The following is a 25,978-nucleotide window of genomic DNA, read 5'->3' on the forward strand; positions in this document are numbered from 1 at the left end:
CGATCGCCCCGCGCGGGCCAACGCACCGACGACGTGACGTACGCAACGGCGCCGGCCCCGTCGACCGCCGGCGTCAGGCGCTGCGGCGGTCGCCCGGGTCGTCCTCGTCCGGCCACTCGGGGTCGGAGACCGCGTCCCAGCGCACGCGCGGCGACCCCGTGCCCAGACGCTCGGCCAGCTTCGACCGGCCCGCCCGGACCTGGGTGGTCAGCCGCCCCAGGTCGGCCTCGAAGTCGGCCAGCCGCCCGTCGCAGTACTCGTCGGCGTCGGCGCGCAGCGCCGCGGCCCTGCGCTCCGCCTCGGCGACGATGTCCGCCGCGCGGGACTCCGCCTGGACGACGACCTGCTCGTCCTGCACCAGCTCGATGGCGCGCGCCCGCGCCGTGGCCACGATCTCCTCGGCACGGCGGTGGGCGTCCTCGAGGGTGCGTTCGGCGTCCGCCAGCACCTCGTCCGCCCGGGCGACCTGGGTGGGCAGGTTGTCGCGCAGCTCGGCCACGAGCCCCAGCGCCTGGTCGCGGTCGATCTTGATGTTGGTCGACAGCGGTGACGTGCGCGCTTCCTCCACGAGGGCGGCCAGGTCGTCGATGATCTCCAGCAGTCCGGCCGTCGGGTTCGGGGTGTCGGTCATGTCGTGCTCCTCACGCACGGTGCGCCACGGTGGAGCGCACCGCCTCGGCCGCGGCGGACGGGACGAGATCGTCGATCGGCCCGCCGTGCCGGGCGATGTCCTTGACCAGCGACGACGCCACGTGCGCGTACCGCGGCTCCGCCGGCAGGAAGATCGTCTCCACACCGCTCAGGTGGCGGTTCATCAGGGCCATGGGGTGCTCACCGTCGAAGTCGGCGCCGCCGCGCAGCCCCTTGACGACGGCGGCCGCCCCGACCTCGCGGCAGAAGTCCACCAGCAGGCCCGGGACCACGTCGACGCGGACGTCGGCGGTCTCCGGGTCGTCCGCGACGGCGGCACGCACCAGGTCGACCCGCTGGTCGGCGGTCAGCAGGGCGTTCTTGGCGGCGTTGCGGGCGACCCCCACCACGACGACGTCGAACAGGCGGTTCGCCCGACGCACGATGTCGAGGTGCCCGAGCGTGATCGGGTCGAAGGACCCGGGACAGACGGCGATGCTCACGTCGCCCACGGTAGGTCGGGCGGTCACGTTTCCGTGGGACCTTCCTCGGCCTGCCGCCGTTCGGCGTAGTGCACGACCGTGTCCCCGTACCGCTTGGCCGACAGCTCGACGAGCGCGTCCGGCCAGACGAAGGGTGCGCCCCGCCGGGCCTGCTCGAGGACGACGACGGCGTCGGGCGCCAGCACGCCCGGGACGGCCAGGTCGGCGAGCACCCGGTTGAGCACGCCCGGGTCCAGGTCGTAGGGCGGGTCGATGAGCACGAGGTCGAACCCGTCGCCGGGCCCACCGTCGGCCGCGATCCGGGCCGTCGCCCGCTCAGCCGGTTCGGCGAGCACGCGCACGACGCGGTCCAGGCCGAGGTCGGCGGCGTTGCGGCGGGCGATGTCGGCGGCCTGCCGCGCCGCGTCGACGAGCAGGACCTCGACCGCGCCGCGGCTGGCGGCCTCGAGGCCGAGCGCGCCCGACCCCGCGAAGAGGTCCAGCACACGGGCGCCGTCGACGACGCCGAGGTGCTCGAGCCGCGAGAACATCGCCTCCCGGACGCGTTCGCTGGTGGGGCGGGTGCCCGACGGCGGCACGGTCAACGACCGCCCACCGACGGTTCCGGCGACGATCCTGGTCATGGCCCGGACTCTACCTGCGCCCACCACCGACCGTTGTGGGCATGAAATCTGCAGCACCCCGGCGGACCGGGGCTGCAGATCTCATGCCCACAACGGTCGGTGGGGCACGACGGCGTCGGGAGCGGATCGGCGCGCTCAGGCGCGCTCGAGGAACTCCTCCTGCTCGGCGTCGAGCTGGACGGCGATCGCCGCGGCCAGCACGGGGTGCTGACCGAGGCCGGGGTCGGCGTCGACGACCCCGGTGGCCTCGGTGCGCGCCGAGTCGATGAGGTCGGCGTCCTGGACCACGCGGAGCAGGCGCAGGGAGCTGGTGCGTCCGGACTGCGCGGCGCCGAGCACGTCGCCCTCGGAACGCAGCTCGAGGTCGAGGGTGGCGAGCTCGAACCCGTCGGTGGTGGCGGCCAGCGCCTCGACGCGGGCGGCGGCCGGGGTGCCGGGCCGCGCGGTCGACACCAGCAGGCACAGGCCCGGGTCGGCTCCGCGACCGATGCGGCCCCGCAGCTGGTGGAGCTGGGAGATGCCGAACCGGTCGGCGTCGAAGACCACCATGACGGTGGCCTCGGGCACGTCGACACCGACCTCGACGACGGTCGTGGACACCAGCACGGGTGCCTGGCCGGCGGCGAACCGCGCCATCGCGGACTCCTTGTCGGCGGGTGCCATCTGGCCGTGCAGCACCCCGACCTCGACGCCCGCGAGCCGCGGCTCGGCGCGCAGCGACTCCGCGACCTCGAGCACGGCACGCAGCGGGGCTCGGTCGGTGCCACCGCCGTCGGGCTCGGTGAGCTCGAGGAACTCCGGGACCTCGTCGAAGTCCTGTCCCGCCCCCGCCCGCCGTGCCGAGGCGTCGCCGTCGTCGTCGGGATGGATGCGCGGGCACACCACGTAGGCCCGCCGGCCGGCGTCGACCTCCTCGCGGACCTTCTCCCACACCCGTTGCATCCACCGGGGGTTGTCCGCGGGGACGACGTGGGAGGTGATGCCGGAGCGCCCCGCCGGGATCTCGGTGAGGGTCGAGGTGGTGAGGTCGCCGAACACCGTCATCGCCACCGTGCGCGGGATGGGTGTGGCGGTCATGACCAGCAGGTGCGGGGCCACCCGGGCCTTGGCCCGCAGGGCGTCCCGCTGCTCGACGCCGAACCGGTGCTGCTCGTCGACGACGACCAGCCCCAGGTCGGCGAACTGCACCTGGTCGCCCAGCAGCGCGTGCGTGCCCACGACGATCCCCGCCTCGCCGCCGGCGGCGTCCAGCAGCGCCTCCTTGCGGGCGGCCGCGTCCAGCGAGCCGGTGAGCAGGGCGACGCGGGTGCCGTGGGCCGCTCCGCCGAGCAGGCCGCCCTCGGCGAGCGGGCCCAGCATCGCGCGCAGCGTGCGGGCGTGCTGCGCGGCGAGCACCTCGGTGGGGGCGAGCAGCGCCGCCTGCCCACCGGCATCGATGACCTGCAGCATCGCCCGCAGCGCCACGACCGTCTTGCCGGATCCCACCTCGCCCTGCAGCAGGCGCTGCATCGGGCGCGGGCGGGCGAGCTCGCCGGCGATCTCGTCCCCCACCGCGCGCTGGCCCCCGGTGAGCGTGAACGGCAGGGCGGCGTCGAAGTCGGCGAGCAGACCGCCCTCGCCGTCGGGGCGGGGCGGCCGCGCGGTGGCCTCCTGCTCGGCGACGGCGGAGCGACGCTGGGCGAGCGCCGCCTGCAGCACGAAGGCCTCCTCGAACCGCAGCCGGCGCCGTCCCGCCTGCCAGTCCTGCGCCGCCTCCGGCACGTGCACGGCACGCAGGGCGTCCAGCCGGGTCGGCAGCGCCAGCCGGGTGCGGACCTCGTCCGGGACGGGGTCGGGCACGTCGTCCTCCGTGAGCGGGTCCAGGACGGTGCGCACGGCCCGCTGGATGCGCCACGTCGGCACCGCGGCGGTGGCCGGGTAGATCGGGATCGGGCGCGAGGCCTCGCTCAGGGCGGACTCGTCGTCGTCGGCGTCGACCCCGACCAGCACGTAGTCCGGGTGGGTGAGCTGGCGGGTGCCGCGGTACTCGGAGACCACACCGGTGAACAGCCCCGACCGCCCCGGACGCAGCTTGTCCTCGTGCGGGCGCAGCGCGCCGGGGCGCTTGGCGAAGAAGGTCAGGGCCAGCTCGTGCCGTCCGTCGGTCACCGTCGCCTGCAGCAGGGCGCCGCCGCGGCTGCGCATCGGGCGCACCGTGGCGCTCGCGACGCGTGCCATCACGGTGACGTGCTCCCCGAGCTGCAGGCGGTCCATGTCGGTGAGGGTGCCGGGTTCGCCGTAACGGCGCGGGTAGTGCCGGAGCAGGTCGTCGATCGTGACCAGACCCATCTTCTCGAGCGGCCCCGCGGCCCGCTTGCCCAGGGTGGCGGTCAGCGGCTCGGACAGCCGCGGGGTCATCGCCCGCCCCCGTCGCGCAGGGGCAGCAGCGCGTCGTCGACCACGTCCTCGACCGGCTCGACGCCGATCCCGACCCGGTCACCCGGGCGGCCGGTGGCGAGCACGACGACGTCGGCCCCGGGCGCGCACGCGGCGGCCCGGTCCACGACCTGCCCCAGCACGACCGCTCCGACGTCGGCGTCGGGCAGCACGGCGACGATCCCGGGGTCCTCGCACTCCTCGACCAACCGGGCGACGGCGGTCGCGGCGTCGGCGGCGGCCACCCGGTCGGCCCGCAGCCGCCGGTGCGCCGACAGCACCACGCCCGGCACGTCGAGGGCGTCCCCGCCGGCCCGCACCGCGTCCAGCGCACCGGCGAGCGCCGACACCGCGGTGACGAGGTGGACGTCGTCGGGGGCCGGCACCGCCGCGAGCCGGGGCTGGTCACCCGGACCCCCGTGGGCGACGTCCCGGGCGACCAGGTCGTCGATCGCGTCGTCCAGCCCCTCCAGCAGCTCCGGCGAGGCCATGACGAGCACGTTCGGGGTCCCGGCAGCGACCGCCGCCTGCGCCAGGTCGTCGACGGCGGGAGCGGTGTCGAGGTCCAGCAGCACGACCGCACCGCCGGTGGCGAGCTCGGCGGCCAGCGCCGGTGCCGAGGTCGTCACCACCACGGCCCAGTCGGTGGGGGGCACCGCGAGGTGGCGCACGTGGACGTGGGAGATGGCGCCCCGCTCGGCCCAGCGTCGGGGCACCGCCAGGGCCGCGTCGAGGTCCGGTGCGTGCACGTGCGCCTGCCAGAGCGAGTCCACGTCGTCGGCGCTGCCGCCGACCACGACGACGGAGTTGCCGACCCGGTCGAGGTCGGCACGCAGGGCGTCGGCCACGGCCCCCGGGACGAACCCGTCCGCGTCGGCGGAGCGGTGCAGCACGAACATCAGCTCGACCTCGTCGAGGCCGCCGGACTCCGGTTCGGCGACGTCGGCGGGCACCTCCGCCGCCACGTCGTCGCCGACGGGGGCGTGGCCGCGCAGGTCCATGTCGAGCAGCACGGGCGCCGTGGCGCCGGGCACCGGCGAGACCCCCGCCTCTCCCGCAGCCTGCTGGGCGGCGGCCAGGGACGCGAGCACCAGGACCAGGCCGCAGGCCCCGGCGTCGAGCACCCCGGCGTCGCGCAGGGGCGCCAGCGACCCGACGCTGCGCAGGGCCGCCTCCCGCGCCCCTCGCCGGGCGGCGTCGAGCACGCTGAGCCGTCGCGGCGCCCCGAGCGGCCCCACCATGCCACCGGCCTCGGCGTGCCGGGCAGCGGCCGCCGCGGCGTCGGCGGCCGTGAGGATCGTGCCGGGCATCGGGTGCGCCACGGCGCGGCGGGCCGACCGTGCCGCGACGTCCAGACCGACTCCCAAGGTGTCCTGCCGGCTCGCGGCGACCGCGAACCCGCGCAGCCACTCGCTGAGGATGACCCCGGAGTTGCCGCGGGCGCCGAGCAGGGCGGCCCGGGCGGCGACCCGCAGCAGCTTGGCCCCGCCGCTGCCGGCATCCGCGTCGTGGACAGCCCCGGCGGCCTCGCGCACGGTCAGGTACATGTTGGTCCCCGTGTCGCCGTCGGCGACGGGGAACACGTTGACCCCGTCGAGCTCCGGTCGGGCGGTGTCGAGGGCCTCGACCACCGTGTGCGCCCAGGTGCGCACCACGACGGCGTCCAGGAGCTCGGGCTGATCCACGCTGCCCACCGTAGCGGTGACGGAGGGCACGTCGCGGGAGCGTTGAGGGTTTCCGCGGCGATCCGCTATCATCATGTGGTTGCCTGGACTCCGGGCACCCCCCAAGACCACCGACCTTCACGTCCTGCTGCCCTGCTGGCGCGCGACGTGACACGACGATTCAGGAGACACCGTGGCTGCCAACTGCGACGTCTGCGGCAAGGGCCCGGGCTTCGGGCACAGCGTTTCGCACTCCCACATCCGGACCAAGCGCCGCTGGAACCCGAACATCCAGCGCGTGCGCGCCGTCGTCGCGGGCACCCCCAAGCGCGTGAACGTGTGCACCTCGTGCCTCAAGGCCGGCAAGGTGCAGCGCCAGGCCTGAGCCTCCGCCGCACGGCGACATCATCGACAGACGCCCGTCGGGTCCGACCCGGCGGGCGTCTGTCGTGCGATCACGGCCCGTGAACCGCCGCCCATGAACTGCAAAGAGTTCGTGAACCGTTCACCAATACCTCTTGGCGTGCCCGGCGGACCGTGGCAGTCTGAATCCATGATGGTCGAGACCGACAACGACGTGGTGATCCGTTCGGCGAACCCCTCGGACGCCGGCGCCATCGCCCGGGTGCACCTGACCTCGTGGCGCAGCGCGTACGCCCACGTCCTGCCGTCCGACTACCTCGACTCCCTCGACGTGGACGAGCAGACCCGGACCTGGGAGAAGTCCCTCGGCCAGGAGAACAGCACGACCGTCGTCGCCGAGGCCGACGGGCGCACGCTCGGCTTCGCGAGCTGGGGGCCGTCCCGCGACGAGGACGCCGAGGACGGCTGCCTCGAGCTCTACGCGATCTACCTCGACCCGGAGTCCTGGGGTCGCGGCGTGGCCCGCGACCTGATGCGCACGATGCTCGGGGAGGTCGGCCCGCAGGCCCGCATCACCCTGTGGGTGCTGTCCGAGAACGCCCGGGCCCACCACTTCTACCGGCGGCACGGCTTCCAGCCCGACGGGATCGAGCGCATGGAGGACTACGCCGACGTGCCCGTGACCGAGGTCCGCTTCGTCCGGGAGCCCGAGCGCTGACCCGGAGCGCAGCCGACGGTACGCGCCAGGATCAGGGACGGAAGTGGTCCCACCCGGTCGCGACGTGCGGGACCTCGCCGTCGAGCAGCACGCGCGGCGCGTCGTCCGCCGGCGCCCTGACGTCGCCGACCAGCCGGAAGCCGTTCGGCAGCCCCCGGTCGGCCACCTCCGCGGGGAAGGTCGCGAGCAGCCCGTGGTCCTCTCCCCCGGACAGCACCCAGGTCCGCGCCCGGTCGGCCCCGTCGGGATCCTCCGTCGCCACGGCGACCTCGACGGCGGCAGGGACCAGCGCGGTCACGTCGCGCATCAACGCACCCTCGGCGAGGTCGACGTCCACACCGCTGGCGCGGGCGAGCCGGCCCGCGTCCCGCAGCAGCCCGTCCGAGACGTCGAGCATCGCCGTCGCCCCCGCGAGCGCCGCCGCGGGCCCGGCCTCGAGCGGGGCCTCCGGGCGCAGGTACGCGGCGACGTAGGGCGTGCGTGACGTCGCGGCGCCGGGCGCACCGTCGTCGGGCGTCGCCGCTCCGCTGGTGAGCAGGTCGAACCCGGCGGCCGAGGCGCCGAGCACGCCGGCGTGCGCGACGACGTCGCCCGGACGCGCACCCGATCGCAGCACCGGCGCCCGCCCGGCGAGGTCGCCGTGGACCGTGACGGACACGACCACCGCGTCACCGCCGGACAGGTCGCCGCCGACGACCGTCGCCGGACCGGAGGCGTCGGCCAGACCACGCGCGAGGTCGGTCACCCACTGCACCGGCAGGTCGGCAGGCATCACCAGGGAGACCACCATGGACGTCGCGCGCGCTCCCATGGCAGCGACGTCGGCGAGGTTCTGGACCGCCGCCCGGTACCCGACGTCGTACCCGCCCGACCACTCGCGGCGGAAGTGGCGGCCCTCGACGAGGACGTCCGTGGTCACGACGAAACGTCCGTCGGCGGCGCGCACCACCGCCGCGTCGTCACCCGGCCCGACGTCGACCCCCTCGCCGACGGGCAGGAGCGGGAAGATGCGTGCCAGGAGCGCGGTCTCGTCGAGGTCGCGCACGCGCAGGATGGGGTCGGTCACGACCGAACCCTAACCGGACGCCGGGCCGTGACGGAGACGGTTACCGTAGGCACGTGCTCGTCCGTCGACTCGCCGCCCTGCTCGCCCCGCCGTGCCTCGTGCTGCTCGCCGGCTGCACCCCGACGATCGGGGTCGAGCCGGGCGAGGACGCCGCGAACCCCGACTGCGCACCCGTGATGCTGGCACTGCCGGACGTCGTCGCCGGGGACCTGGAGCGCGCCGACGTCAACGCCCAGTCGACGGCCGCCTGGGGCTCACCGGGCGCCGCGGTCACGCTGCGGTGCGGGGTCGAGGAGCCGGGCCCCTCCCCGGACTGCCAGCGGATCGACACGGCCAACGGTTCCGTGGACTGGGTCGTGGAGACCAACGACAGCGGCACCTGGCGTTTCACGACCTACGGCCGGACCCCCGCGATCGACGTGACGGTGCCGCCGTCGGTGACGACGGACCACTCGACGTCGTTCATCGCCGACCTGACGTCCGCCGTCTCCCTGATCCCGGCGACCAGGAGCTGCACCTGAGCTAGCCGAGCTCCGCCCGCCACAGCTCCAGACCCGGCTCACCGGCCTCGACGCAGGCGTCGGCGACGTCACCCACGGCGCCGCGCAGGTCGTCGTGCTCGCCGCCCGCACCGACGACGGCGTCACCACTGGTCCACGCCGTCCCGTCGTCCGCCACGAGGCGCCCGTCGTCCGCCACCGAGAAGCCGGCGGGCCAGACGACCACCCGCACGTCGTCGGGATCCGCCTCGGACGCGAGGCCCCAGCAGCCGTCGTCGTCGAGGGCCAGCACACCGGCCCATGCGGCGTCCATGCCGCCCTGCCTGACCAGCTGGACCAGGGCGACGTGACCGCCGGCCTCCTCCACGCGCACCCCCGTCAGCGCACCGCAGGCACCGGTCGCCAGGAGCAGGCCGGCGACCGTGGTCGTCGTGATCGACCGGTGCACGGCACCGCACACAGCCCACCGTCGCGCCATCGCACGCCTCCTCGACCGGACATGGTCAACGTAGCGGCACGGACGGTCCGACGCACCGGCGTCGTGCCGGCGTCCGACGAGCAGGTCAGCGCAGCCCGGTCGGCCTCTCGAGGGCGAGCTGGATCAGCTCGTCGACCAGCGCCGGGTAGCTCATCCCGGTCGCCTCCCACATGCGCGGGTACATCGAGAACGGGGTGAACCCCGGCATGGTGTTGATCTCGTTGACGACGACCTGCTGCTCGGGCGTGACGAACACGTCGACGCGCGACAGCCCCTCGGCCTCCACGGCCTCGAAGGTGCGGACGGCGAGGTCGCGGACCTCGGCGATCACCGGCTCGGGGAGGTCGGCGGGGCACGACAGCTCGACGTGCGCCTCGTCGAGGTACTTGGCCTCGAAGTCGTAGAAGGCGTGCTTGCCGTCCACGACGATCTCCCCGGGCAGCGACGCCCGCGCGCGGTCTCCGCCGCGGCCGCCGAGCACCGCGCACTCGATCTCGCGGCCCTCGATCCCGGCCTCCACGATCACCTTCGGGTCGTGCTCGCGGGCCTCCTCCACGGCGGCCGGCAGGTCCTCGAGCACGTCCACCCGGGTGATGCCGAGCGACGACCCCGCCCGGGCGGGCTTGACGAAGACGGGCAGCCCGAGCCGCTCGACGCGGGCGACGCAGGCCTCGGGGTCGGCGTCCCAGTCGTGGGGCTTGATGACCTCGTAGGGCCCGACGGGGATGCCGTGCCCGGCCAGGACGAGCTTCATGAAGTGCTTGTCCATCCCGACCGCGGACGCCAGCACCCCGGCGCCGACGTACCGCACGTCGGCCAGCTCCAGCAGCCCCTGGACCGTGCCGTCCTCGCCGAACGGCCCGTGCAGCAGCGGGAAGACGACGTCGACCTGACCGAGCACGTCGGGGACCTGCCCGGGCTCCAGCGTGCGCAGGGTGCGCTCGCCCGCCGTCAGGGACAGGACCACCTCGGCACCCTCGTCGGAGGTCACCTCGGGCAGCCGGCCCGCCGTGATCCTCCAGCGCTCGGCGTCGTCCTCGGCGACCACCCAGCGCCCGGCGCGGGTGATCCCGATCGGGACGACGTCGTAGGCGTCACGGTCGATCGCGCCGAGCACGCCGGCGGCGGTGGCGGCGGAGATCGCGTGCTCGCCGGAACGGCCTCCGAACAGGAGGGCGACGCGCGGCTTGCGCGGGGGCGCGGAGGGCTGGGTCTCGGGCATCGGCCCGACCCTACCGGACCGCTCACCCGCTCCGGCACGCGGTCGCCGTCACGCCGCGCGCAGCTCCTTGCGCAGGATCTTGCCCGACGCCGACTTGGGGACGGCGTGGGTGAACTGCACGGCACGGACCTTCTTGTAGGGCGCGACCCGGGCGGCCACGTACTCCATCACGTCCTCCGCGCTGAGCTCCGCGCCCTCGGCCCGCACGACGAACGCCTTGGGGATCTCCTCGCCGTCGTCGTCGACCACCCCGATGACGGCGGCGTCGGCGATCTGCGGGTGGGACAGCAGCAACGCCTCGAGCTCGGCGGGCGGCACCTGGTATCCCTTGTACTTGATCAGCTCCTTGAGCCGGTCGACGACGTGGAACACGCCCTCGGCGTCGACGGTGACCACGTCCCCGGTGTGCAGGAACCCGTCGGCGTCGATGGTGTCGCGCGTCTCGGCCTCGTTGCCCAGGTAGCCGACCATGACGTTCGGGCCGGCGCAGAGCAGCTCGCCGGGAGCGCTCGTGCCCTCGGCCGGCTGCTCGATCTCCTCACCGGTGGCGGGGTCCACGACCTTGGCCAGCATGTTGGGCACCAGCAGCCCGATCGAGCCGGGATCGATGTCGTCCCGGTCGAACGGCACGACGTGGGAGACGGGTGACATCTCGCTCATGCCGTAGCCCTGCATGACACGGGCCCGGGGCAGCCGTTCGCCGACGGCGGCCGCGAGCTGGGCGTCGAACGGTGCGGCGCCGGACATCATGATCCGCACGCTGGACAGGTCGGCCTCGAGCGCGAGCGGGTGCTTGGCGAGCGCCAGCGCGATGGGCGGGGCGACGAACAGCACGGTCGCCCGGTGCTCGGTGATGACGCGCAGGTACTCCGGCAGGTCGAACCGGGGCATCGTCACCACGGTGGACCGCTGGTGCAGGGCGCAGTTCATGAGCACGGTCATGCCGTAGATGTGGAAGAACGGCAGGACCGCCGGGACCACGTCGTCGCGCACCAGCGGGATGTAGGGCTCGGACTGCAGGACGTTGGCCACGAGGTTGCGGTGCGTCAGCATCACACCCTTGGGCAGGCCGGTCGTGCCCGAGGAGTACGGCAGCACCGCCAGGTGGGTGGCGGGGTCGAAGGACACCTCCGGGGCGGGGGCGCCGGCCGCGAGGAGGTCGCGCAGGTTCGAGTACCCCTCGGCGCCGTCCATGACGACGACGTCGTCGCGCGAGAGCCCGGCGGCCTCGGCGCCCTCCGTGGCCTGCGCCAGCAGGGGCGACACGGTGATCAGCGCCTTCGACCCGGAGGCGGTGAGCTGCTTGCCCACCTCGGGCCCGGAGGCGAGCGCGTTGAGCGTGGTGACGGTGACACCGGCCCGCAGCAGTCCGTGGAAGACGCTGATGAAGGCCGGGACGTTCGGGCTGTGCAGGGCGACCACGTCACCGACGCCGAGGCCGCGGGCCGCGACGGCACCGGCGACGGCGTCCACCTGGGCGCGCAGGGCACCGAAGGTCGTGGCCTCGCCGGTCGGGCCGTCGACGACGGCGGTCCTGCCGAGGTCCTCCTCGGTCAGGGAACCGAACAGGAAGTCGTACAGGCTGAGGTCGGGGATCTCGACATCCGGGTGCGGGCTTCGGACGACCAACGGTGGCTCCTCTCTCCGACGCGGTCCTCGGCGACCGCTGCTGGCGCCACCCTAGCCCGGCGTCGGTCGGCAGCCCGCACCGATGTTTGAATCGGGGCATGACGACGCTGCTCTCCGACGACCTGCTGGCCACCATCCGTGGCCGGGCCGCGATCCACGACCGGGAGAACTCGTTCTTCGCCGACGACCTGGACGACCTGCGGACCGCCGGCTATCTCGGGGCGCTCGTGCCGACCTCGACGGGCGGGCGGGGACTCTCCCTGCGCGAGCTGTGCCACGAGCAGTCCCGGCTGGCCGGGGCGGCACCGGCCACCGCGCTGGCCGTCAACATGCACCACGTGTGGACGGGCGTCGCCCGCTACCTGCACGAGCGGGGCGACGACACGCTCGACTGGCTCCTCGCCGAGGCGGCGGCCGGGGAGGTCTTCGGGTTCGGGTACTCCGAGGCCGGCAACGACCTCGTGCTGCTGGGGTCGCGCACCGAGGCCCGGCCCGACGGCGAGGGTGGCTACACCTTCCACGGCCGCAAGATCTTCACGTCGAACTCCCCGGGGTGGACCCGGCTGGGCGTCATGGGGCTGGACAGCACGACCGACCCGGACGACCCGCGCATCGTGCACGCCTTCATCACGCGCGACGGCGGCGGGTTCGAGATCCTCGACGACTGGGACACGATCGGCATGCGGGCGTCGCAGTCGTGCACCACGGTGCTCGACGGTGCGCACGCCCCCGCCGAACGGGTGATGCGTCGGATCGCGCCGGGTCCGAGCCTGGACCCCTACGTGCTGGGGATCTTCACCAGCTTCGAGATCCTGCTCGCCGCCGTGTACGCGGGCATCGCCGACCGCGCGCTCGAGCTGGCGGTGTCCACGGTGGAGCGGCGCACCTCGATGAAGACCGGCAAGGCGTACTCCCAGGACCCGGACATCCGCCGGCGCATCGCCGCCGCGGCGCTGGCCCAGGACGGGATCTGGCCCCAGATCGACCAGATCGCCGGCGGGATCGACGCCCTCGAGGACCGGGGCGCCGGGTGGTTCCGCGCGACGTCGGGCCTGAAGATCCGCGCGACCGAGACCGCCCGCGACGTGGTCGACGAGGCGATCCGCTGCTCGGGCGGCTCGACGTACTTCCACCGCTCGGAGCTGGGGCGCCTCTACCGGGACGTGCTGGCCGGCATCTTCCAGCCCAGCGACGACGAGTCGGCGCACGCCCAGGTGGCCCAGTCCCTGCTCGGTCCGCTCCGGCAGGACTGAGTCCGGGCCGGCGGCCCGCCGCGACGGTCAGACGCCGTCGCGGCGGGCCCGCTCGATCCCGTCGAGGAGCAGGCCGAGCGTGAACTCGAACTCGGTCTGGCTGTCGCACCAGCCGAGGGTCGGGTCGGCCGGGTCGTGCAGCTCGGCGGCGACCATCGCGGTGAGATGGGGCAGGGACTCGGCCATGGCCGCCAGCTCCTCCTCGGCGACGTCGTCGTCGCCGGCCTGGGGGTCGAACACCTCGGGGGTGAACCCGAGCACCATGCCGCCCAGGGCGTGCATCGCGCGGTGCGCCAGCCGGTAGGAGCACCCGCCGCGCACCATCGCGCCGAGCGCCTCGTCGTAGAGCTGGTAGACCCCTGGCCGGAGGTTCGGTCGTGACCCGAGCAGCCGGGGCAGCCACGGGTGGCGCACCACGACGTCGCGCGCGACGAGGCAGCGCGACCTCACGTCCGCCACCCAGTCGTCCCCGGGATCCTCCCGCTCGGCCAGCCCGGCATGGATCTGGGCGGCCACGACGTCGACGAGGCCGTCGAGCAGCTCGTCCTTCTTGCCGGGCAGGTAGTGGTACAGGGACATCGCCTCGACGCCGAGCCGCGTCGCCACGCCCCGCATGGTCACCGCGGCGAGACCGTCCGCGTCCGCGAGCGCGACCCCGGCACCGAGCACGCGGTCGCGGCTCAACGGTCCGTCGGAACCCATCTGCGTCCCCCTCTTCCCTCACTCGACCTTACGCCGTATGGTTGCCTTACGCCGTAAGGACGCGGCCCTCCGCCTCTCGGAAGGAACCCATCATGGACCAGCGCATCTCCCGGCCGGTCGCCCGCACCACCGGACTGCTCTACCTCGCCCTCGGGATCACCGGCATGGCGGGCTTCCTGCTCGTGCGCCCGCTGGTCTTCGACCCGACCGACGCCGCGACCACCGCGACCCTGCTCGTCGAGCACGAGCTCCTGGCGCGCGTCGGGATCGCTCTCGAGCTCGCCCTGGTGGTCAGCCAGGCGCTCGCCGCCCTCTGGTTCGTCCGACTCTTCCGCCCGGTCGAACCCTTCGCCGCGGCCGCGGTCGGCGTGCTGGGCATGATGAACGCCGTCGCGATCCTCGGCAGCACGGCCGCTCTCGGCACGGCCCTGGGCACCGCGCTCGCCGGGGACCCCGCCGGACCGCAGCAGATGTTCCTGCTCTCGGAGAACCTGTGGCTCGCCGGTGCGGCGTTCTTCGGACTCTGGCTGATCCCGATGGGTCGTCTCGTGCTGCTGTCCGGCCTGCCCCGCGCGCTCGGCTGGTTCCTGCTCGTCGGGGGTGTCGGCTACCTGCTGCAGTCCTTCCTGCTCGTCCTCGCCCCCGACGCGGGTCCGGTCGCCGACGTCCTCGTGCTGCCCGCCACCGTCGGCGAGCTGTGGATGATCGGCCTGCTGCTCTGGATCGGGTTCCGACGCGACCGCTCGCGGACCGACGTCGCCGAGGAACCGGCCCTGCGTCCCTGACGAGGACCGTAGGCTGGGCTGCCATGACGCCCGACCCGCCCGCCCACGCCGTCCCGAGCCTCGCACCCGCCACCGTCGCCGTGACGGCCGGCCGCCCGTCCCGCGTGCAGGGCGGCCCGGTCAACCCACCGGTCGTGCTGTCCTCGACCTACGTCTCGCGCGGCATCCCGGGCGACGAACCGCTCTACGCCCGCGGTGGCACCGAGACCTGGGAGTCGTTCGAGCAGGCCCTCGCCGCCCTCGAGGGCGGCGAGCACGGCATCGTCCTGGGATCGGGCATGGCCGCCATCGCCGCCGCGATCGGGGACCTGCCCCCGGGCAGCACCGTCGTGGTGCCACGGCACGCCTACCAGGTCACGCTGGGCTACCTCGACGACCGTGCCGCCCGGTACGACGTCGAGGTCCGCCGCGTCGACGTCGCGGACACCGAGGCCGTGGTGGCGGCCCTCGACGGCGCGGACCTCCTCGTGGTCGAGTCGCCCACGAACCCGATGCTGGAGATCGCCGACCTGCCCGCCCTCCTGGCCGCCGCCCGCGACCGGGGCGTGCGGTCCGTGGTCGACAACACCTTCGCCACCCCGCTGGGACAGCAGCCGCTCGCCCTCGGGGCCGACGTCGTCGTGCACTCGGTGACGAAGTACCTGTCCGGGCACACCGACGTCGTCCTGGGCGCGGTGGTGACGAACGACGACCGGATCGCCGCCGACGTGCGCTCCTACCGGACCCTGCACGGGGCGATCGCCGGGCCGATGGAGGTCTTCCTGGCCCTGCGCGGGCTGCGCACCCTGCACCTGCGCGTCGAACGGGCCGCGGCCAACGCCGTCGAGCTCGCCCGCCGCCTGCACGACCACCCGGCCGTGGCCGAGGTGCGTCACCCCTCGCTGCCCGACGACCCGGGGCACGGACGGGCCGCGGCACAGATGGCGCACTTCGGCGCCGTGGTCGGGGTGCGCCCGGTCGGCGGCCGGAACGCCGCGGACGCGCTGGTCGACGCCGTGCGGCTGTGGGTTCCCGCCACCTCGCTGGGCGGCGTGGAGTCGCTGCTGGAACGGCGTCGGCGCCTGGCGACGGAGTCGCCCACGGTGCCGGAGGACCTCGTGCGGCTCTCCGTCGGCGTCGAGGACGTCGAAGACCTGTGGGCGGACCTCGCGCAGGCCCTGGAGCGGGCGACCGCCTGAGCTGCCGACGCGCCACGTCCCTGCGCGGTGCCGGGAACCGCCGGCGGGCCTAGGCTCGTCGGAGGGACCCGTCCACCAGGGAGGCACCGTGCACCCTTCATCGCACCGCCGCCGGGCTGCGGGGACCTGTGCCCTCCTGGCCCTCGGTGCCCTGCTGGCCGCCTGCGGCGACGGCGAGGGGACGTCGGGCTACGGCGGCGGCGTGTCGACGGCGGACGCCTCGCCGACGACCACCGCCGCGACGCCCACGGCGTCGGCCACCGACGACGCCGGCACCGCGGAGCCCACGGACACCCCCGACGAACCGTCACCCGACGCGGCGAGCGCGACGGAACCCGTCACGCCGTTCGCGGGCGGGACCGCCCTGGACGAGGGCGACCCGAGCGCCGACGCGATGCTGACCGTCACCGGCATCCGCGTCGGCGCGCACGAGGAGTACGACCGTGTCGTGTTCGACCTGGACGGCACCGGCACCCCCGGCTACCGCGTCCAGTACGTCGAGGAGGCCGTCGAGCCGGGCAGCGGCGAGACGGTCGACGTCGCCGGTGACGCCGTGCTGCAGGTGGAGATCACGGGGTCGGCGATGCCGACGGACTCGGGCGTGACCGAGTACGGCGGCGACCCGGTCGCCGGTCCGGGCGGGTCGATCGAGCAGGTCGTCTACCGCTTCGTGTTCGAGGGCACCACGACGGCGTTCGTCGGGGTCGACGGCGAACCGCGCCCGTTCCAGGCGTTCACCCTGGAGGACCCGGTGCGCCTGGTGGTGGACGTCGGGAACTGAGCGTCGGGCCGGCCGGCCGCTCAGTCGGCGAGGCTCTCGGACTTCTGCGGGCGAGACAGCAGCGCGCGCGCCATCTCGTCCACCGAGAGCCCCTCGTGCAGCACGGCCACGACACCGGCCGTGATGGGCATGTCGACACCGTGCTGCTGGGCCAGCTCGAGGACGGAGCGGGAGGACTTCACGCCCTCCGCCGTCGTGCCGGTGGCCTCCAGCGCCTCCTCCAGGCTCATGCCCTGGCCGACGTACTTGCCCAGCGAGTGGTTGCGCGACAGCGGCGAGGCGCAGGTGGCGACGAGGTCGCCCATGCCCGCCAGGCCGGCGAACGTCTCCTGCTCGGCGCCCAGCGCCCGCCCGAGGCGGGTGATCTCGACGAGCCCCCGGGTGATGACGGTCGCCGTCGTGTTCCAGCCGAACCCGCTGCCCTGCGCCATGCCGACGGCCAGCGCGATGATGTTCTTCACCGCGCCGCACAGCTCGACACCGACGACGTCGGAGTTGGTGTAGGGCCGGAAGTACGAGTTCGAGCAGGCCTCGGCAACGACCCGCGCGTTCTCGGCGTCGGAGCACGCCACCACCGTCGCCGTGGGCTGCCGGGCGGCGATCTCCTTGGCCAGGTTGGGCCCGGACACGACGGCCACGCGCTCGTCCGGGACGTCGAGGGCCTCGGCCACGACCTGGCTCATGCGCTTGTCGGTGCTGAGCTCGACGCCCTTCATCAGGGAGACGACGATCGCGTCGGGCTCGAGGTGCTCGCGCAGCGGCTCCAGGGTGCGCCGGGCCACCTGGGAGGGGATGGCGACGACGACGATCCTCGCCCCGGCGAGCGCGGCGGCGGCGTCGGTCGTGGCGGCCATCGCCGGGAGCTCGACGTCGGGCAGGTACTTGCTGTTGCGTCGCTCCTCGGCCACCTGGCGGACCAGGGCCTCGTCCCGGCCCCACAGGGTGACGTCGCAGCCGGCGTCGGCCATGACCATCGCGAACGTGGTGCCCCAGGAGCCGGAGCCCAGGACCGCTGTCGTCGGGCCCCTCACGGGCGCTCCACCGGCGGGTAGTGCATCTGTCTCACCTCGTAGTCAGGGTGCTTGCGCAGGTCGAACCGTCGCGCCGGCGGCTCCTCGCCCCGGAGCGTGGCGAGCTGGGCGGTGATGGCGTCCATCACGCGGTCCATCGCCTCGCGCAGGGTGGCGGAGTCGAGCGGTCGGTCGTACAGGTCGCTCAGGTCGACCGGCGGGCCGGCCGTGACCTGGACCCGCTTGCGCGGGAAGAACCGCGGCAGCTTGCCGTAGCGGGGCAGGATGTCCGTCGCGCCCCACTGCGCCACGGGGACGACCGGCAGCTTCGACGCCAGGGCGATCCGGGCCAGACCCGTCTTCGGCTCCATCGGCCACAGGTCGGGGTCGCGCGTCAGCGTCCCCTCCGGGAACACCGCCACGCAGGCGCCCTCCCCGAGCTCGCGACCCGCGCGCTCCAGCGAGGCGGCGGCCGCCTGGCTGCCCCGGTCGACGGGGATCATGTTCGTCGCACGCAGCGCACCCCCGACGACCGGCACGTCGAACAGCCCGCGCTTGGCCAGCACGCGCGGCTCGACACCCTGGTCGAACAGGTAGTGCACGAACGTCAGGGCGTCGAGCTCGGTCGCATGGTTGGCGGCCGCGATGAATCCGCCGTCCGTGGGGAGGTTCTCGCTGCCGCTCCACTCGTAGCGGCACATCGAGAACAGCACGGGCCGGACGATCTTCGCGATGACGCGGTAGAGCCGCGACTCAGGTCTGGCGATGGGCACGGCCGGAAGCCTACCTGCCGACCGCAGGCGTCAGCCCCGGGCGACGTCGGCGCCCAGCGCCGCCAGCTTGTCCTGGAAGGACTCGTACCCGCGGTCGATGAGGCTGATGCCGCGCACCGTCGAGGTGCCCTTGGCCGCCAGCGCCGCGATGAGGTGGGAGAACCCGCCGCGCAGGTCCGGCACCTCGATGTCGGCCGCCTCGAGGGGGGTCGGCCCGGACACCACGGCGGAGTGCTGGAAGTTGCGGCGGCCGAAACGGCAGGCCGCGCCGCCGAGGCACTCCTTGTAGACCTGGATCGTGGCGCCCATCTGGCGCAGCGCCTCGGTGAACCCGAACCGGTTCTCGTACACGGTCTCGTGCACGATCGACAGACCCGTGGCCTGCGTGAGCGCGACGACCAGCGGCTGCTGCCAGTCGGTCATGAAACCGGGGTGGACGTCCGTCTCGAGCACGATGGAGCGCAGCTCCCCGCCCGGGTGCCAGAACCGGATGCCGTCGTCCTGGACGTCGAACTGGCCGCCGACCTTGCGGTAGGTGTTGAGGAACGTCATCATCTCGGGCTGGGTGGCGCCCTTGATGGTCACGTCACCGCCGGTCGCCAGCGCGGCCGAGGCCCAGGACGCGGCCTCGATACGGTCGCCGAGGGCGTTGTGGACGTAGCCGTCGAGACGGTCGACGCCCTCGATGCGGATCACCCGGTCGGTGTCGACCGAGATGATCGCGCCCATCTTCTGCAGCACCGCGATGAGGTCCATGATCTCGGGCTCGATCGCCGCACCGGTCAGCTCGGTGATGCCCTCGGCCCGCACGGCCGTCAGCAGCAGCTGCTCGGTGGCCCCGACGGACGGGTAGGGCAGCTCGATCCGGGTGCCCTGCAGGCGCCGCGGCGCACGCAGGTGGATGCCGTTGGGCCGCTTGTCGACGACGGCACCGAACTGGCGCAGGATGTCGAGGTGGTAGTTGATCGGCCGGTCGCCGATCCGGCAGCCGCCCAGGTCCGGGATGAAGGCCTCACCGAGACGGTGCAGCAGGGGGCCGCAGAACAGGATCGGGATGCGGCTGGACCCGGCGTGCGCGTCGATGTCCGCGACGTGCGCCGACTCGACGTTCGACGGGTCGAGGTCGAGGATGCCGGCCTCCGGGTCGTACTTGACGTTGACCCCGTGCAGCTCGAGGAGGCCGGAGACGACCGCGACGTCACGGATCTGCGGGACGTTGCGCAGCACGCTCGCCGACTCTCCCAGCAGGGAGGCCACCATCGCCTTGGACACGAAGTTCTTCGCTCCACGCACCTCGATGGTGCCCTGCAGCGGCGTGCCGCCGTTGACGTACAGCAGATCAGTCATAGGTCGTCGTTCGTCCTGTCGTCGCGGAATCCGCAGCACGGTGGTGCTGCTCGTCGGTGCGGGCCCCCGGCTCGCAGTGGCGCGGTCGTGCGCAGCGCGCACGATCCTCCCCCCGGAGGCCCTCGGGTGCCAACACCCGGCACCGCCACAGTATTCACGTTCACCACACCTTCACTCCGCGGGCGCGGACTCGCGCGGGGGCACGCCACGGTTGGCCGGATCGTGATGCGGTGCAGGCCGGATCGTGACCCGGACGCACCCTTCTGACACGCGGGTGAAGTCCGTCACAAACACATACCCCCCAGGGTGTGAGGAGTAGCCTGGAAACAACGGTAGGTCCGCGATGAAGGAGTCGATCATGACCGCTCGTGTCCTGGTTCTCGGCGGCAGCTTCGCAGGGATGACGGCCGCCCTGTCCATCAAGTCCGACCTGGGCGACGAGGTCGACGTCACCGTCGTCTCGGCCTCGGACCGGTTCGTGTTCAACCCCTCCCTGATCTGGCTGCCGTTCGGCCGTCGCGGCCGCACCGACATCACGTTCCCCCTGGAGCCGACGTTCACCAAGAAGGGTGTGCGGTTCGTCCACGGCGAGGCGAGCTACGTCGACCCCGACCACCACCGGGTCGAGACCACCGAGGGCACGTTCGACTACGACTACCTGGTGATCGCCACGGGGTACCGCAACGACCTCGACGTCGTCCCCGGGATGCGCGACACGCCCACCATCACCACGCTCCACGACGCCGAGCGCACCTACGACGCCTGGCGCCGGTTCCTCGACGACCCCGGTGACGTGGTCATCGGCGCCACGCAGCGCGCGAGCTGCTTCGGGGCGGCGTACGAGTTCCTCTTCAACACCTCCTACCAGCTGCGCCGCGCCGGCCTGCACGGCAAGGTCAAGTTGACCTACGTCACCTCCGAGCCCTTCGCGGGACACTTCGGCATCGACGGCATGCCGGGCGCCAAGCCGCTGATGCGGATGTTCGCCAAGAAGGAGGGCATCACCGTCGAGCCGAACCAGTCGATCCAGGAGATCAAGCCCGACACGGTCGTGCTGTCCGACGGGCGCGAGCTGCCGTACAAGTTCGCCATGATCGTCCCCCCGTTCCGCGGGCAGGACTTCCTCGCCAAGACCCCGGACCTGGTCGACGCCGGCAACTACGTCAAGGTCCGCCCGACCTACCAGTCCGAGAAGTGGGACGACGTCTACGCCGTCGGCATCGCCGCCGCCGTGCCCGTGCCCTGGACGACCCAGGTCGCGACCGGCATCCCCAAGACCGGGTTCCCGAGCGAGCAGCAGGCCCACATCGCCGCCGAGAACATCGTCGCCCAGGTCCGCGGCGAGGAGCCGACGGCCGCCAAGGAGTTCGGCAAGATCCCGGCCCTGTGCGTGATGGACGCCGGGAACAACGGCGTGGCGATGGTCGCCGACCACATGCTGCCGCCGCGCAAGGCCGCCGTCATGGTGCCCGGACCGCAGAACCACGCGTTCAAGATCGGCTTCGAGAAGTACTCCCTGGCCAAGATGAAGGCCGGCAAGGTCAAGCTGCCCTGACCTCGAGGACCCGGGCCGAAGGTCCCGCCACCGCGGGACCGACGGCCCGGGCGAGCGCCGCGCACGGGGAGCATGATCGAACCAGGACGGGCGCCGACCCGGGGCCCGCACGGACGGGGGTCGGCCTGTGATGAACGCTCCACGGACCACGGACACCACCCGTCGTCGGCCCACCGGCGCCGCGCGACGGGTCGGCTACTCCTTCGCGGTGCTCGCCAACGGCCTGCTGCTCGTGCTCATCCACGGCTGGCCCGGCTGGGAGGCGGTGCCGTTCCTGACCCCGGCGACCCTCGAGGTCCTCCCCCTGGTCGACGCCTCGATCGTCGTCGGCATCGCCGCCAACGTCGTCTACCTCGTGGTGGACCCGCTCTGGCTGCGAGCGCTCGGCGACCTCGTCGTCACGGCGGTCGGGCTCGTCGCCACCGTGGCCGTGTGGCGGGTCTTCCCGTTCGACTTCGCGGGCTGGTCGTTCGACTGGACGATCGTCGTCCGGATCCTGCTGGTCGTGGCCATGGTGGGCAGCGTCATCGGGATCGTCACCGGGATCGCTCGCCTCGTGGCCGTGCCAGGGAGACACCGATGACCGACACGAATCCGCCCCGACCCACCGGGCCGGCCCCGTACCCGTTGCGGATGGACGCCGAGCCGCCCGCCCAGCTCTCCCGCGGACTGTGGCTGGTCAAGTGGTTGCTGATCTTCCCCCACGTCGTGATCCTCATCGGGCTCTGGATCGCCTTCGCGGTGCTGACCGTCATCGCGTTCTTCGCGATCCTGTTCACGGGGCGCTACCCGCAGGGGATCTTCACCTTCAACGTCGGCGTCCTGCGCTGGTCCTGGCGGGTGTCGTACTACTCCTACGGTGCCCTCGGTACGGACCGGTACCCGCCGTTCACCCTCGCCGACGTGCCCGACTACCCCACCCACCTCGACGTCACGCCCCCGCAGCATCTCTCCCGCGGTCTCGTGCTGGTGAAGTGGTGGCTGCTCGCCATCCCCCACTACATCGTCGTCGGCATCCTGCTGGGCACCAGCTCGCGCACGACGGAGATCGCCTCCGACGGGACCGTCGTGGTCACCGACTGGCCGCCCGGCGTCGGGCTCGTCGGCGTGCTCGTGTTCTTCGCCGCGGTCGTGCTGCTGTTCCGGGGCGACTACCCGCGCGGGATCTACGAGCTCGTGCTGGGCCTGCAGCGCTGGGCGTTGCGGGTCGCCGCGTACGCGGCACTCATGACGGACGAGTACCCGCCGTTCCGGCTCGACATGGGCGCGCGGGAGACCGTTCGCGGACCGGCCGACCCGGGACCGCCACCACCGTCCGTCTGACACGGGCCGGCTCCTCGCCGACGCGCGAGGCAGGGAGGCAGACATGGCGAGCCCGCGCCCCGCACCCCAGCGGGTCGCCTGGCCGGCGGTCGCACGGTGCGTCGCCGTCAGCGTCCCGCTGCTGGTTCGCGGACAGGTGCGACTCCCCCGCCACAACCTCGGCAGGACGTTCCGCTTCGCCGACGGGACGACGGCGACGACCTACCGCGAGACGGTCGTTGCCCGGGGACCTCGCGACCCCTGCTTCCTGGCGGTCTCGTTCCGGCTGCGCGGTGTCCGTGGGCCACGTGGGCACGCCGCGTTCCGCGCCGAGAGCCTGCTGAACACCCCGCTGTTCGTCGGGTTCCCGGGTTTCGTGTCCAAGCTGTGGCTCGCGGCCGACGAACGGCACGTCTACCGCGGCCTGTACGAGTGGGACGGCAGCGAACGTGCCGAGCACTACGCCCGGTCGCTGTGGCGCGTGCTCGCGCTCGTGAGCGAGCCGACCTCCATCGACTACCGGATCGAGTCCGGTCTGGGACGTGACGAGGCGATCCGGCGGTCCGCCGAGACGGCACTGCCGGGGAGCGGCGGCTGGTGGCAGGTGGTCGAGGGATGAGCACCGACGTCGACGTCCTGGTGGTGGGCGCCGGTCCCACCGGGCTCACGACGGCTCTGCAGGCGCACGACCACGGGGCGTCGGTCCGTGTCGTGGAGCGCCGCCCGGAGGCGTTCCGCCCGTCACGGGCGATGATCCTGCACCCGCGCACGCTCGAGTCCCTGCGTCCGCTCGGAGTGGTGGACGAGCTGCTGGACCGCGCCGACCGTGCTCCGCGGGCCTCGGTCCACCTCGGGAGGCGCGTGGTCGACGTCCGGCTGACCGACGTCACCTGGCCGGGCACGCCCTACCCGCACCTGACGCTGGCGCGGCAGGCGGACGTCGAGGCCGTGCTCGGGGCCGCGCTCCAGGAGCGCGGCGTCACGGTCGAGCGGGACGCCGAGCTCGTGACGGCGTCCACCACGGACGACGCCGCCCGCGCCGAGGTGCGCGTCGGGGGGTCCGTGCAGCAGGTGACCAGCCGGTTCGTCGCGGGGTGCGACGGGCCGGCGAGCACCGTCCGTCGGATCGCGGGGGTCGGCTGGCGTGGCGGCCCGTACCGCGAGGAGGTCGTCCTGGCCGACGTCGAGCTCGACGCCGCCCTGGCACCGGGTCTGCTGCACGTCGTGGTCGGCCGTCCCGGCCTGGTCTTCCTCTTCGCCCTGGGCGAGGGGGCCACCTGGCGTGTCCTCGCCACCCGAGCGACGACCGGGCACGGAGCCCCCTTCGGGCAGCCCGGGGAGCCGGTCCCCGCGTCCGAGGTGCACCGGCTGCTGGAGGCCGCCGGTCTGCCCGCCGCGGTGACCGACCTGCGGTGGTCGGCGCGCGTCCGGCTCCAGCACCGGATGGCCGGCGCCTTCCGTCGCGGTCGGCTCTTCCTCGCCGGCGACGCGGCGCACGCGCACTCACCGGCTGCGGCGCAGGGGATGAACACGGGGATCCTCGACGGCGTGAACCTGGGGTGGAAGCTCGCTTTCGCGGCGTCCGGGTGCGGGGACCCCGAGGCACTGCTGGACTCCTACGGGCTCGAGCGACGTCCGGTCGACCGTCGGGTGCTGGCCCTGACCCACCTGGTCTTCTACGGGGAGGCCTCGACGACACCGCTACCGACGCTGCTGCGGGGCACCCTGCTGCCGTGGGCCGCACCGTTGGTCCCGACCGTCGCCGCACAGCCGCGGGTCATGGCGTTGCTCGTCCGGCTGCTGTCCCAGGACTGGACGAGCTACCGCAGCAGCCCCGTGTCCGCCGACGGGAGGTCCGCCCGACGGAGCCCTCGCCCGGGACGGCACCTCCCCGACCGCGCCGTCGTCCACGAGGGACGGCGCCGACGGCTGCACGAGCTGACCGCGAACCCCGGGATCCACCTGCTCCTCGACCGGGACGCCCCGGCGCCCGACGCGCGCGGCCTCGGCCCGTGGGTCAGCACGCACCGCCTCCAGAGCAGTCCCGGGCACGGCCTGGTGGCCGTTCGTCCGGACGGTTTCGTGGGGTTCGGCACCGCGGAGCGCGACCCGGAGGGCCTGGCCCGATGGTTGGAGCGGGTCTGCACCCCGGAACGCGTGGTGCGCGCGGAGGGCCCGCTCAGCCGGAGCAGCTCCCCGGTGTGACGGCGTCCTGCAGGTCGGGGGCCTGCGCGACCACCGGCATCAGCTCGTTCGTCGTCACGCCGTAGCCGAGCCCGTCGTCGGACTGCGACCTGCCGAAGATCACGCCGACGACCTCCCCGCCCGGGGACAGCACCGGGCCGCCGGAGTTGCCGGCGCGGATCTCGGCGGCGAGCGCGTAGACGTCGCGCTCGACCCGGCCGCTGCCGTCGCTCGCGGGGACACGCACGCCCCCGGCGTCGAGCACCTCCGCACCGACCGAGGTGAACGGGCCGCCGTAGGGGTACCCCTGCACGACGGCCGCGTCGCCGACCTCGAGCGTCGGGGCGACGGCGAGCGGCGCGGCGTCCAGGCCGTCGACGGCGACGACGGCGAGGTCGGCGTCGGGGTCGTAGTAGACGACGCGCCCCTCCTCGGCCGGCCGGCCCGGCAGCTCGACGAGCGGCTGCTCGACGCCCGCCACGACGTGCGCGTTGGTCACGATGCGGTCGGACGCGACGACGAACCCCGAGCCGGTCACCCCCGTCCCGCAGGCGTAGGCCGTGCCCCAGACCCGCGCCACCGACTGGGCGGAGGTGTCCAGGGCCGGGTCCGCGAGGTCGACGTCGGGCGCGACGCGCGTCCGACGCGGATCGAGCAGCCCGTCCAGGGTCGGCAGCCCGTCGTCGACCACCGCGGCACGCGCCTGGGCCAGCGAACGGGTCACGGGGGCCGGCGTGTAGTCCTCGATGGTGCGCAGGACCGACGACGACGAGACGGCCGGCGCGAGCACGGGCGACCCGGTCGCTTTGACCGTCGTGCCGAGGAAGGACAGCGCCACGGCGGCCACCAGCAGGCTCGCCACGCCACCGAGCAGACGCTCGAGCGGACCGAGCGGGGTGCGGTCGACCTGCCGCCGCAGTCCGTGCCCGATCCCGGAACCGACCGAGGCACCGATCAGCGGGATCACGACGGCGAGGAAGAGCGTCGCCGGGCCGCGCCACTGAGCGGTGGGCAACGCGTCGACCACGAGGGGCACGGCCAGGAAGGTGACGACTCCGCCGACGACGAGACCCACCAGACCGCCGAGCGTGGCCAGCAGCCCCCGGGACAGCCCGGCGACGACGGCCACCACGAGGAGCACGACGAGCACGACGTCGAGGGGTGTCACCGGGATCCTCCGGGGTGCTGGGCGACGAGGAACGCCGAGGATACGTGGTCGGGCTGTGTTCTTCCTGAGAACGGGGCCGCCCTCCGGTGATCGCTGGCCACCAGGCATATCGCCGCAGAGGCACCTAGG

General features: G+C 73.6%; 26 protein-coding genes. 12 read left to right on the top strand and 14 right to left on the bottom strand.

Annotated elements, in window-relative coordinates; translation table 11 throughout:
- Positions 1-73: 73 nt before the first annotated feature.
- The 5 genes from Q6350_RS11650 to Q6350_RS11670 all read right to left on the bottom strand — a co-directional run bounded on the left by Q6350_RS11650 (position 74) and on the right by Q6350_RS11670 (position 5,856).
- On the bottom strand, positions 74-631 hold the full coding sequence (locus Q6350_RS11650; protein ID WP_304604376.1) for a hypothetical protein: 558 nt from the start codon (positions 629-631) through the stop codon (positions 74-76).
- 10 nt (positions 632-641) lie between these two features.
- Positions 642-1,133: a pantetheine-phosphate adenylyltransferase gene (coaD, locus tag Q6350_RS11655; protein WP_304604377.1), complete on the bottom strand. Its 492-nt coding sequence runs from the start codon at positions 1,131-1,133 to the stop codon at positions 642-644.
- A 23-nt stretch (positions 1,134-1,156) separates the two neighbouring features.
- Complete coding sequence (rsmD, locus tag Q6350_RS11660; protein ID WP_304604378.1) at positions 1,157-1,756, bottom strand: 16S rRNA (guanine(966)-N(2))-methyltransferase RsmD; 600 nt, start codon at positions 1,754-1,756, stop codon at positions 1,157-1,159.
- A gap of 135 nt (positions 1,757-1,891) precedes the next feature.
- Positions 1,892-4,153, bottom strand: coding sequence for an ATP-dependent DNA helicase RecG (locus tag Q6350_RS11665; protein WP_305066236.1), 2,262 nt, complete (start codon positions 4,151-4,153; stop codon positions 1,892-1,894).
- Entirely contained in the window at positions 4,150-5,856 is a 1,707-nt protein-coding gene (locus Q6350_RS11670; protein WP_304604380.1) for a DAK2 domain-containing protein, read from the bottom strand. Before Q6350_RS11670 ends, Q6350_RS11665 begins: the two co-directional genes overlap by 4 nt.
- A gap of 172 nt (positions 5,857-6,028) precedes the next feature.
- Here Q6350_RS11670 and rpmB point away from each other — a divergent pair, with 172 nt between their 5' ends.
- Both rpmB and Q6350_RS11680 read left to right on the top strand, forming a co-directional pair.
- Positions 6,029-6,220, top strand: coding sequence for a 50S ribosomal protein L28 (rpmB, locus tag Q6350_RS11675; RefSeq protein WP_171247217.1), 192 nt, complete (start codon positions 6,029-6,031; stop codon positions 6,218-6,220).
- Positions 6,221-6,388: 168 nt separating this feature from the next.
- Complete coding sequence (locus Q6350_RS11680) at positions 6,389-6,916, top strand: GNAT family N-acetyltransferase (RefSeq protein ID WP_304604381.1); 528 nt, start codon at positions 6,389-6,391, stop codon at positions 6,914-6,916.
- Between the two features lie 31 nt (positions 6,917-6,947).
- Here the strand turns inward: Q6350_RS11680 and Q6350_RS11685 are convergent, their stop codons facing one another.
- On the bottom strand, positions 6,948-7,982 hold the full coding sequence (locus Q6350_RS11685) for a thiamine-phosphate kinase (RefSeq protein WP_304604382.1): 1,035 nt from the start codon (positions 7,980-7,982) through the stop codon (positions 6,948-6,950).
- Positions 7,983-8,035: 53 nt separating this feature from the next.
- Here Q6350_RS11685 and Q6350_RS11690 point away from each other — a divergent pair, with 53 nt between their 5' ends.
- Positions 8,036-8,503 carry a DUF3515 family protein gene (locus tag Q6350_RS11690; protein WP_304604383.1) on the top strand — a complete coding sequence of 156 codons (468 nt, stop codon included), beginning with the start codon at positions 8,036-8,038 and terminating at the stop codon, positions 8,501-8,503.
- A gap of 1 nt (position 8,504) precedes the next feature.
- Here the strand turns inward: Q6350_RS11690 and Q6350_RS11695 are convergent, their stop codons facing one another.
- The 3 genes from Q6350_RS11695 to Q6350_RS11705 all read right to left on the bottom strand — a co-directional run bounded on the left by Q6350_RS11695 (position 8,505) and on the right by Q6350_RS11705 (position 11,811).
- Positions 8,505-8,960 carry a hypothetical protein gene (locus Q6350_RS11695; protein WP_305066239.1) on the bottom strand — a complete coding sequence of 152 codons (456 nt, stop codon included), beginning with the start codon at positions 8,958-8,960 and terminating at the stop codon, positions 8,505-8,507.
- A gap of 85 nt (positions 8,961-9,045) precedes the next feature.
- A complete protein-coding gene (locus Q6350_RS11700) occupies positions 9,046-10,182 on the bottom strand; it encodes a D-alanine--D-alanine ligase family protein (protein ID WP_305066240.1) in 1,137 nt (378 codons plus the stop codon).
- A 48-nt stretch (positions 10,183-10,230) separates the two neighbouring features.
- Complete coding sequence (locus Q6350_RS11705; protein ID WP_304606925.1) at positions 10,231-11,811, bottom strand: AMP-binding protein; 1,581 nt, start codon at positions 11,809-11,811, stop codon at positions 10,231-10,233.
- A 98-nt stretch (positions 11,812-11,909) separates the two neighbouring features.
- Here Q6350_RS11705 and Q6350_RS11710 point away from each other — a divergent pair, with 98 nt between their 5' ends.
- A complete protein-coding gene (locus Q6350_RS11710; RefSeq protein WP_304604386.1) occupies positions 11,910-13,064 on the top strand; it encodes an acyl-CoA dehydrogenase family protein in 1,155 nt (384 codons plus the stop codon).
- 27 nt (positions 13,065-13,091) lie between these two features.
- Here the strand turns inward: Q6350_RS11710 and Q6350_RS11715 are convergent, their stop codons facing one another.
- Positions 13,092-13,766: a TetR/AcrR family transcriptional regulator gene (locus Q6350_RS11715; protein ID WP_171247222.1), complete on the bottom strand. Its 675-nt coding sequence runs from the start codon at positions 13,764-13,766 to the stop codon at positions 13,092-13,094.
- A 92-nt stretch (positions 13,767-13,858) separates the two neighbouring features.
- Between Q6350_RS11715 and Q6350_RS11720 the strand changes: the two genes are divergently transcribed.
- From Q6350_RS11720 to Q6350_RS11730, 3 genes are all read left to right on the top strand, one after another.
- Positions 13,859-14,551, top strand: coding sequence for a DUF4386 domain-containing protein (locus tag Q6350_RS11720; RefSeq protein WP_304604387.1), 693 nt, complete (start codon positions 13,859-13,861; stop codon positions 14,549-14,551).
- Positions 14,552-14,574: 23 nt separating this feature from the next.
- Entirely contained in the window at positions 14,575-15,729 is a 1,155-nt protein-coding gene (locus tag Q6350_RS11725) for a PLP-dependent aspartate aminotransferase family protein (protein ID WP_304604388.1), read from the top strand.
- Between the two features lie 88 nt (positions 15,730-15,817).
- Positions 15,818-16,510: a hypothetical protein gene (locus Q6350_RS11730; protein WP_304604389.1), complete on the top strand. Its 693-nt coding sequence runs from the start codon at positions 15,818-15,820 to the stop codon at positions 16,508-16,510.
- A gap of 20 nt (positions 16,511-16,530) precedes the next feature.
- Here Q6350_RS11730 and Q6350_RS11735 read toward each other — a convergent pair whose 3' ends face one another.
- From Q6350_RS11735 to murA, 3 genes are read right to left on the bottom strand one after another with little or no spacing between them, the layout of a single operon-like run.
- A complete protein-coding gene (locus Q6350_RS11735; protein ID WP_304604390.1) occupies positions 16,531-17,541 on the bottom strand; it encodes an NAD(P)H-dependent glycerol-3-phosphate dehydrogenase in 1,011 nt (336 codons plus the stop codon).
- Positions 17,538-18,293: a 1-acyl-sn-glycerol-3-phosphate acyltransferase gene (locus Q6350_RS11740; protein ID WP_305066241.1), complete on the bottom strand. Its 756-nt coding sequence runs from the start codon at positions 18,291-18,293 to the stop codon at positions 17,538-17,540. The genes Q6350_RS11735 and Q6350_RS11740 overlap by 4 nt, the downstream gene beginning before the upstream one ends.
- Before the next feature lie 30 nt (positions 18,294-18,323).
- Positions 18,324-19,640 (bottom strand): UDP-N-acetylglucosamine 1-carboxyvinyltransferase, encoded by a 1,317-nt coding sequence (gene murA / locus Q6350_RS11745; RefSeq protein WP_171247226.1) that lies wholly within the window; start codon positions 19,638-19,640, stop codon positions 18,324-18,326.
- 358 nt (positions 19,641-19,998) lie between these two features.
- Here murA and Q6350_RS11750 point away from each other — a divergent pair, with 358 nt between their 5' ends.
- The 5 genes from Q6350_RS11750 to Q6350_RS11770 all read left to right on the top strand — a co-directional run bounded on the left by Q6350_RS11750 (position 19,999) and on the right by Q6350_RS11770 (position 24,702).
- Positions 19,999-21,195, top strand: a complete 1,197-nt coding sequence (locus tag Q6350_RS11750; RefSeq protein WP_304604392.1) for an NAD(P)/FAD-dependent oxidoreductase — start codon at positions 19,999-20,001, stop codon at positions 21,193-21,195.
- 130 nt (positions 21,196-21,325) lie between these two features.
- Positions 21,326-21,778, top strand: a complete 453-nt coding sequence (locus Q6350_RS11755; RefSeq protein WP_305066243.1) for a hypothetical protein — start codon at positions 21,326-21,328, stop codon at positions 21,776-21,778.
- Entirely contained in the window at positions 21,775-22,518 is a 744-nt protein-coding gene (locus Q6350_RS11760; protein ID WP_304604394.1) for a DUF4389 domain-containing protein, read from the top strand. The genes Q6350_RS11755 and Q6350_RS11760 overlap by 4 nt, the downstream gene beginning before the upstream one ends.
- Positions 22,519-22,561: 43 nt before the next feature.
- Entirely contained in the window at positions 22,562-23,116 is a 555-nt protein-coding gene (locus tag Q6350_RS11765; protein WP_304606915.1) for a hypothetical protein, read from the top strand.
- On the top strand, positions 23,113-24,702 hold the full coding sequence (locus tag Q6350_RS11770; RefSeq protein WP_305066244.1) for an FAD-dependent monooxygenase: 1,590 nt from the start codon (positions 23,113-23,115) through the stop codon (positions 24,700-24,702). The genes Q6350_RS11765 and Q6350_RS11770 overlap by 4 nt, the downstream gene beginning before the upstream one ends.
- Here Q6350_RS11770 and Q6350_RS11775 read toward each other — a convergent pair.
- A complete protein-coding gene (locus Q6350_RS11775; protein ID WP_305066245.1) occupies positions 24,677-25,849 on the bottom strand; it encodes a MarP family serine protease in 1,173 nt (390 codons plus the stop codon). The genes Q6350_RS11770 and Q6350_RS11775 overlap by 26 nt on opposite strands.
- Between the last annotated feature and the right edge of the window lie 129 nt (positions 25,850-25,978).

The sequence above is a fragment of the Isoptericola sp. b515 genome (assembly GCF_030588125.1).
GTDB lineage: Bacteria > Actinomycetota > Actinomycetes > Actinomycetales > Cellulomonadaceae > Isoptericola > Isoptericola sediminis.

Excerpts from the sequence above, each read along its gene's own strand:
- Q6350_RS11650 (WP_304604376.1), bottom strand. The coding sequence starts at position 631 with ATGACCGACACCCCGAACCCGACGGCCGGACTGCTGGAGATCATCGAC.
- rsmD (WP_304604378.1), bottom strand. The coding sequence starts at position 1,756 with ATGACCAGGATCGTCGCCGGAACCGTCGGTGGGCGGTCGTTGACCGTG.
- Q6350_RS11665 (WP_305066236.1), bottom strand. The coding sequence starts at position 4,153 with ATGACCCCGCGGCTGTCCGAGCCGCTGACCGCCACCCTGGGCAAGCGG.
- Q6350_RS11680 (WP_304604381.1), top strand. The coding sequence starts at position 6,389 with ATGATGGTCGAGACCGACAACGACGTGGTGATCCGTTCGGCGAACCCC.
- Q6350_RS11695 (WP_305066239.1), bottom strand. The coding sequence starts at position 8,960 with ATGGCGCGACGGTGGGCTGTGTGCGGTGCCGTGCACCGGTCGATCACG.
- Q6350_RS11700 (WP_305066240.1), bottom strand. The coding sequence starts at position 10,182 with ATGCCCGAGACCCAGCCCTCCGCGCCCCCGCGCAAGCCGCGCGTCGCC.
- Q6350_RS11710 (WP_304604386.1), top strand. The coding sequence starts at position 11,910 with ATGACGACGCTGCTCTCCGACGACCTGCTGGCCACCATCCGTGGCCGG.
- Q6350_RS11715 (WP_171247222.1), bottom strand. The coding sequence starts at position 13,766 with ATGGGTTCCGACGGACCGTTGAGCCGCGACCGCGTGCTCGGTGCCGGG.
- Q6350_RS11720 (WP_304604387.1), top strand. The coding sequence starts at position 13,859 with ATGGACCAGCGCATCTCCCGGCCGGTCGCCCGCACCACCGGACTGCTC.
- Q6350_RS11725 (WP_304604388.1), top strand. The coding sequence starts at position 14,575 with ATGACGCCCGACCCGCCCGCCCACGCCGTCCCGAGCCTCGCACCCGCC.
- murA (WP_171247226.1), bottom strand. The coding sequence starts at position 19,640 with ATGACTGATCTGCTGTACGTCAACGGCGGCACGCCGCTGCAGGGCACC.
- Q6350_RS11750 (WP_304604392.1), top strand. The coding sequence starts at position 19,999 with ATGACCGCTCGTGTCCTGGTTCTCGGCGGCAGCTTCGCAGGGATGACG.
- Q6350_RS11755 (WP_305066243.1), top strand. The coding sequence starts at position 21,326 with ATGAACGCTCCACGGACCACGGACACCACCCGTCGTCGGCCCACCGGC.
- Q6350_RS11760 (WP_304604394.1), top strand. The coding sequence starts at position 21,775 with ATGACCGACACGAATCCGCCCCGACCCACCGGGCCGGCCCCGTACCCG.
- Q6350_RS11765 (WP_304606915.1), top strand. The coding sequence starts at position 22,562 with ATGGCGAGCCCGCGCCCCGCACCCCAGCGGGTCGCCTGGCCGGCGGTC.
- Q6350_RS11770 (WP_305066244.1), top strand. The coding sequence starts at position 23,113 with ATGAGCACCGACGTCGACGTCCTGGTGGTGGGCGCCGGTCCCACCGGG.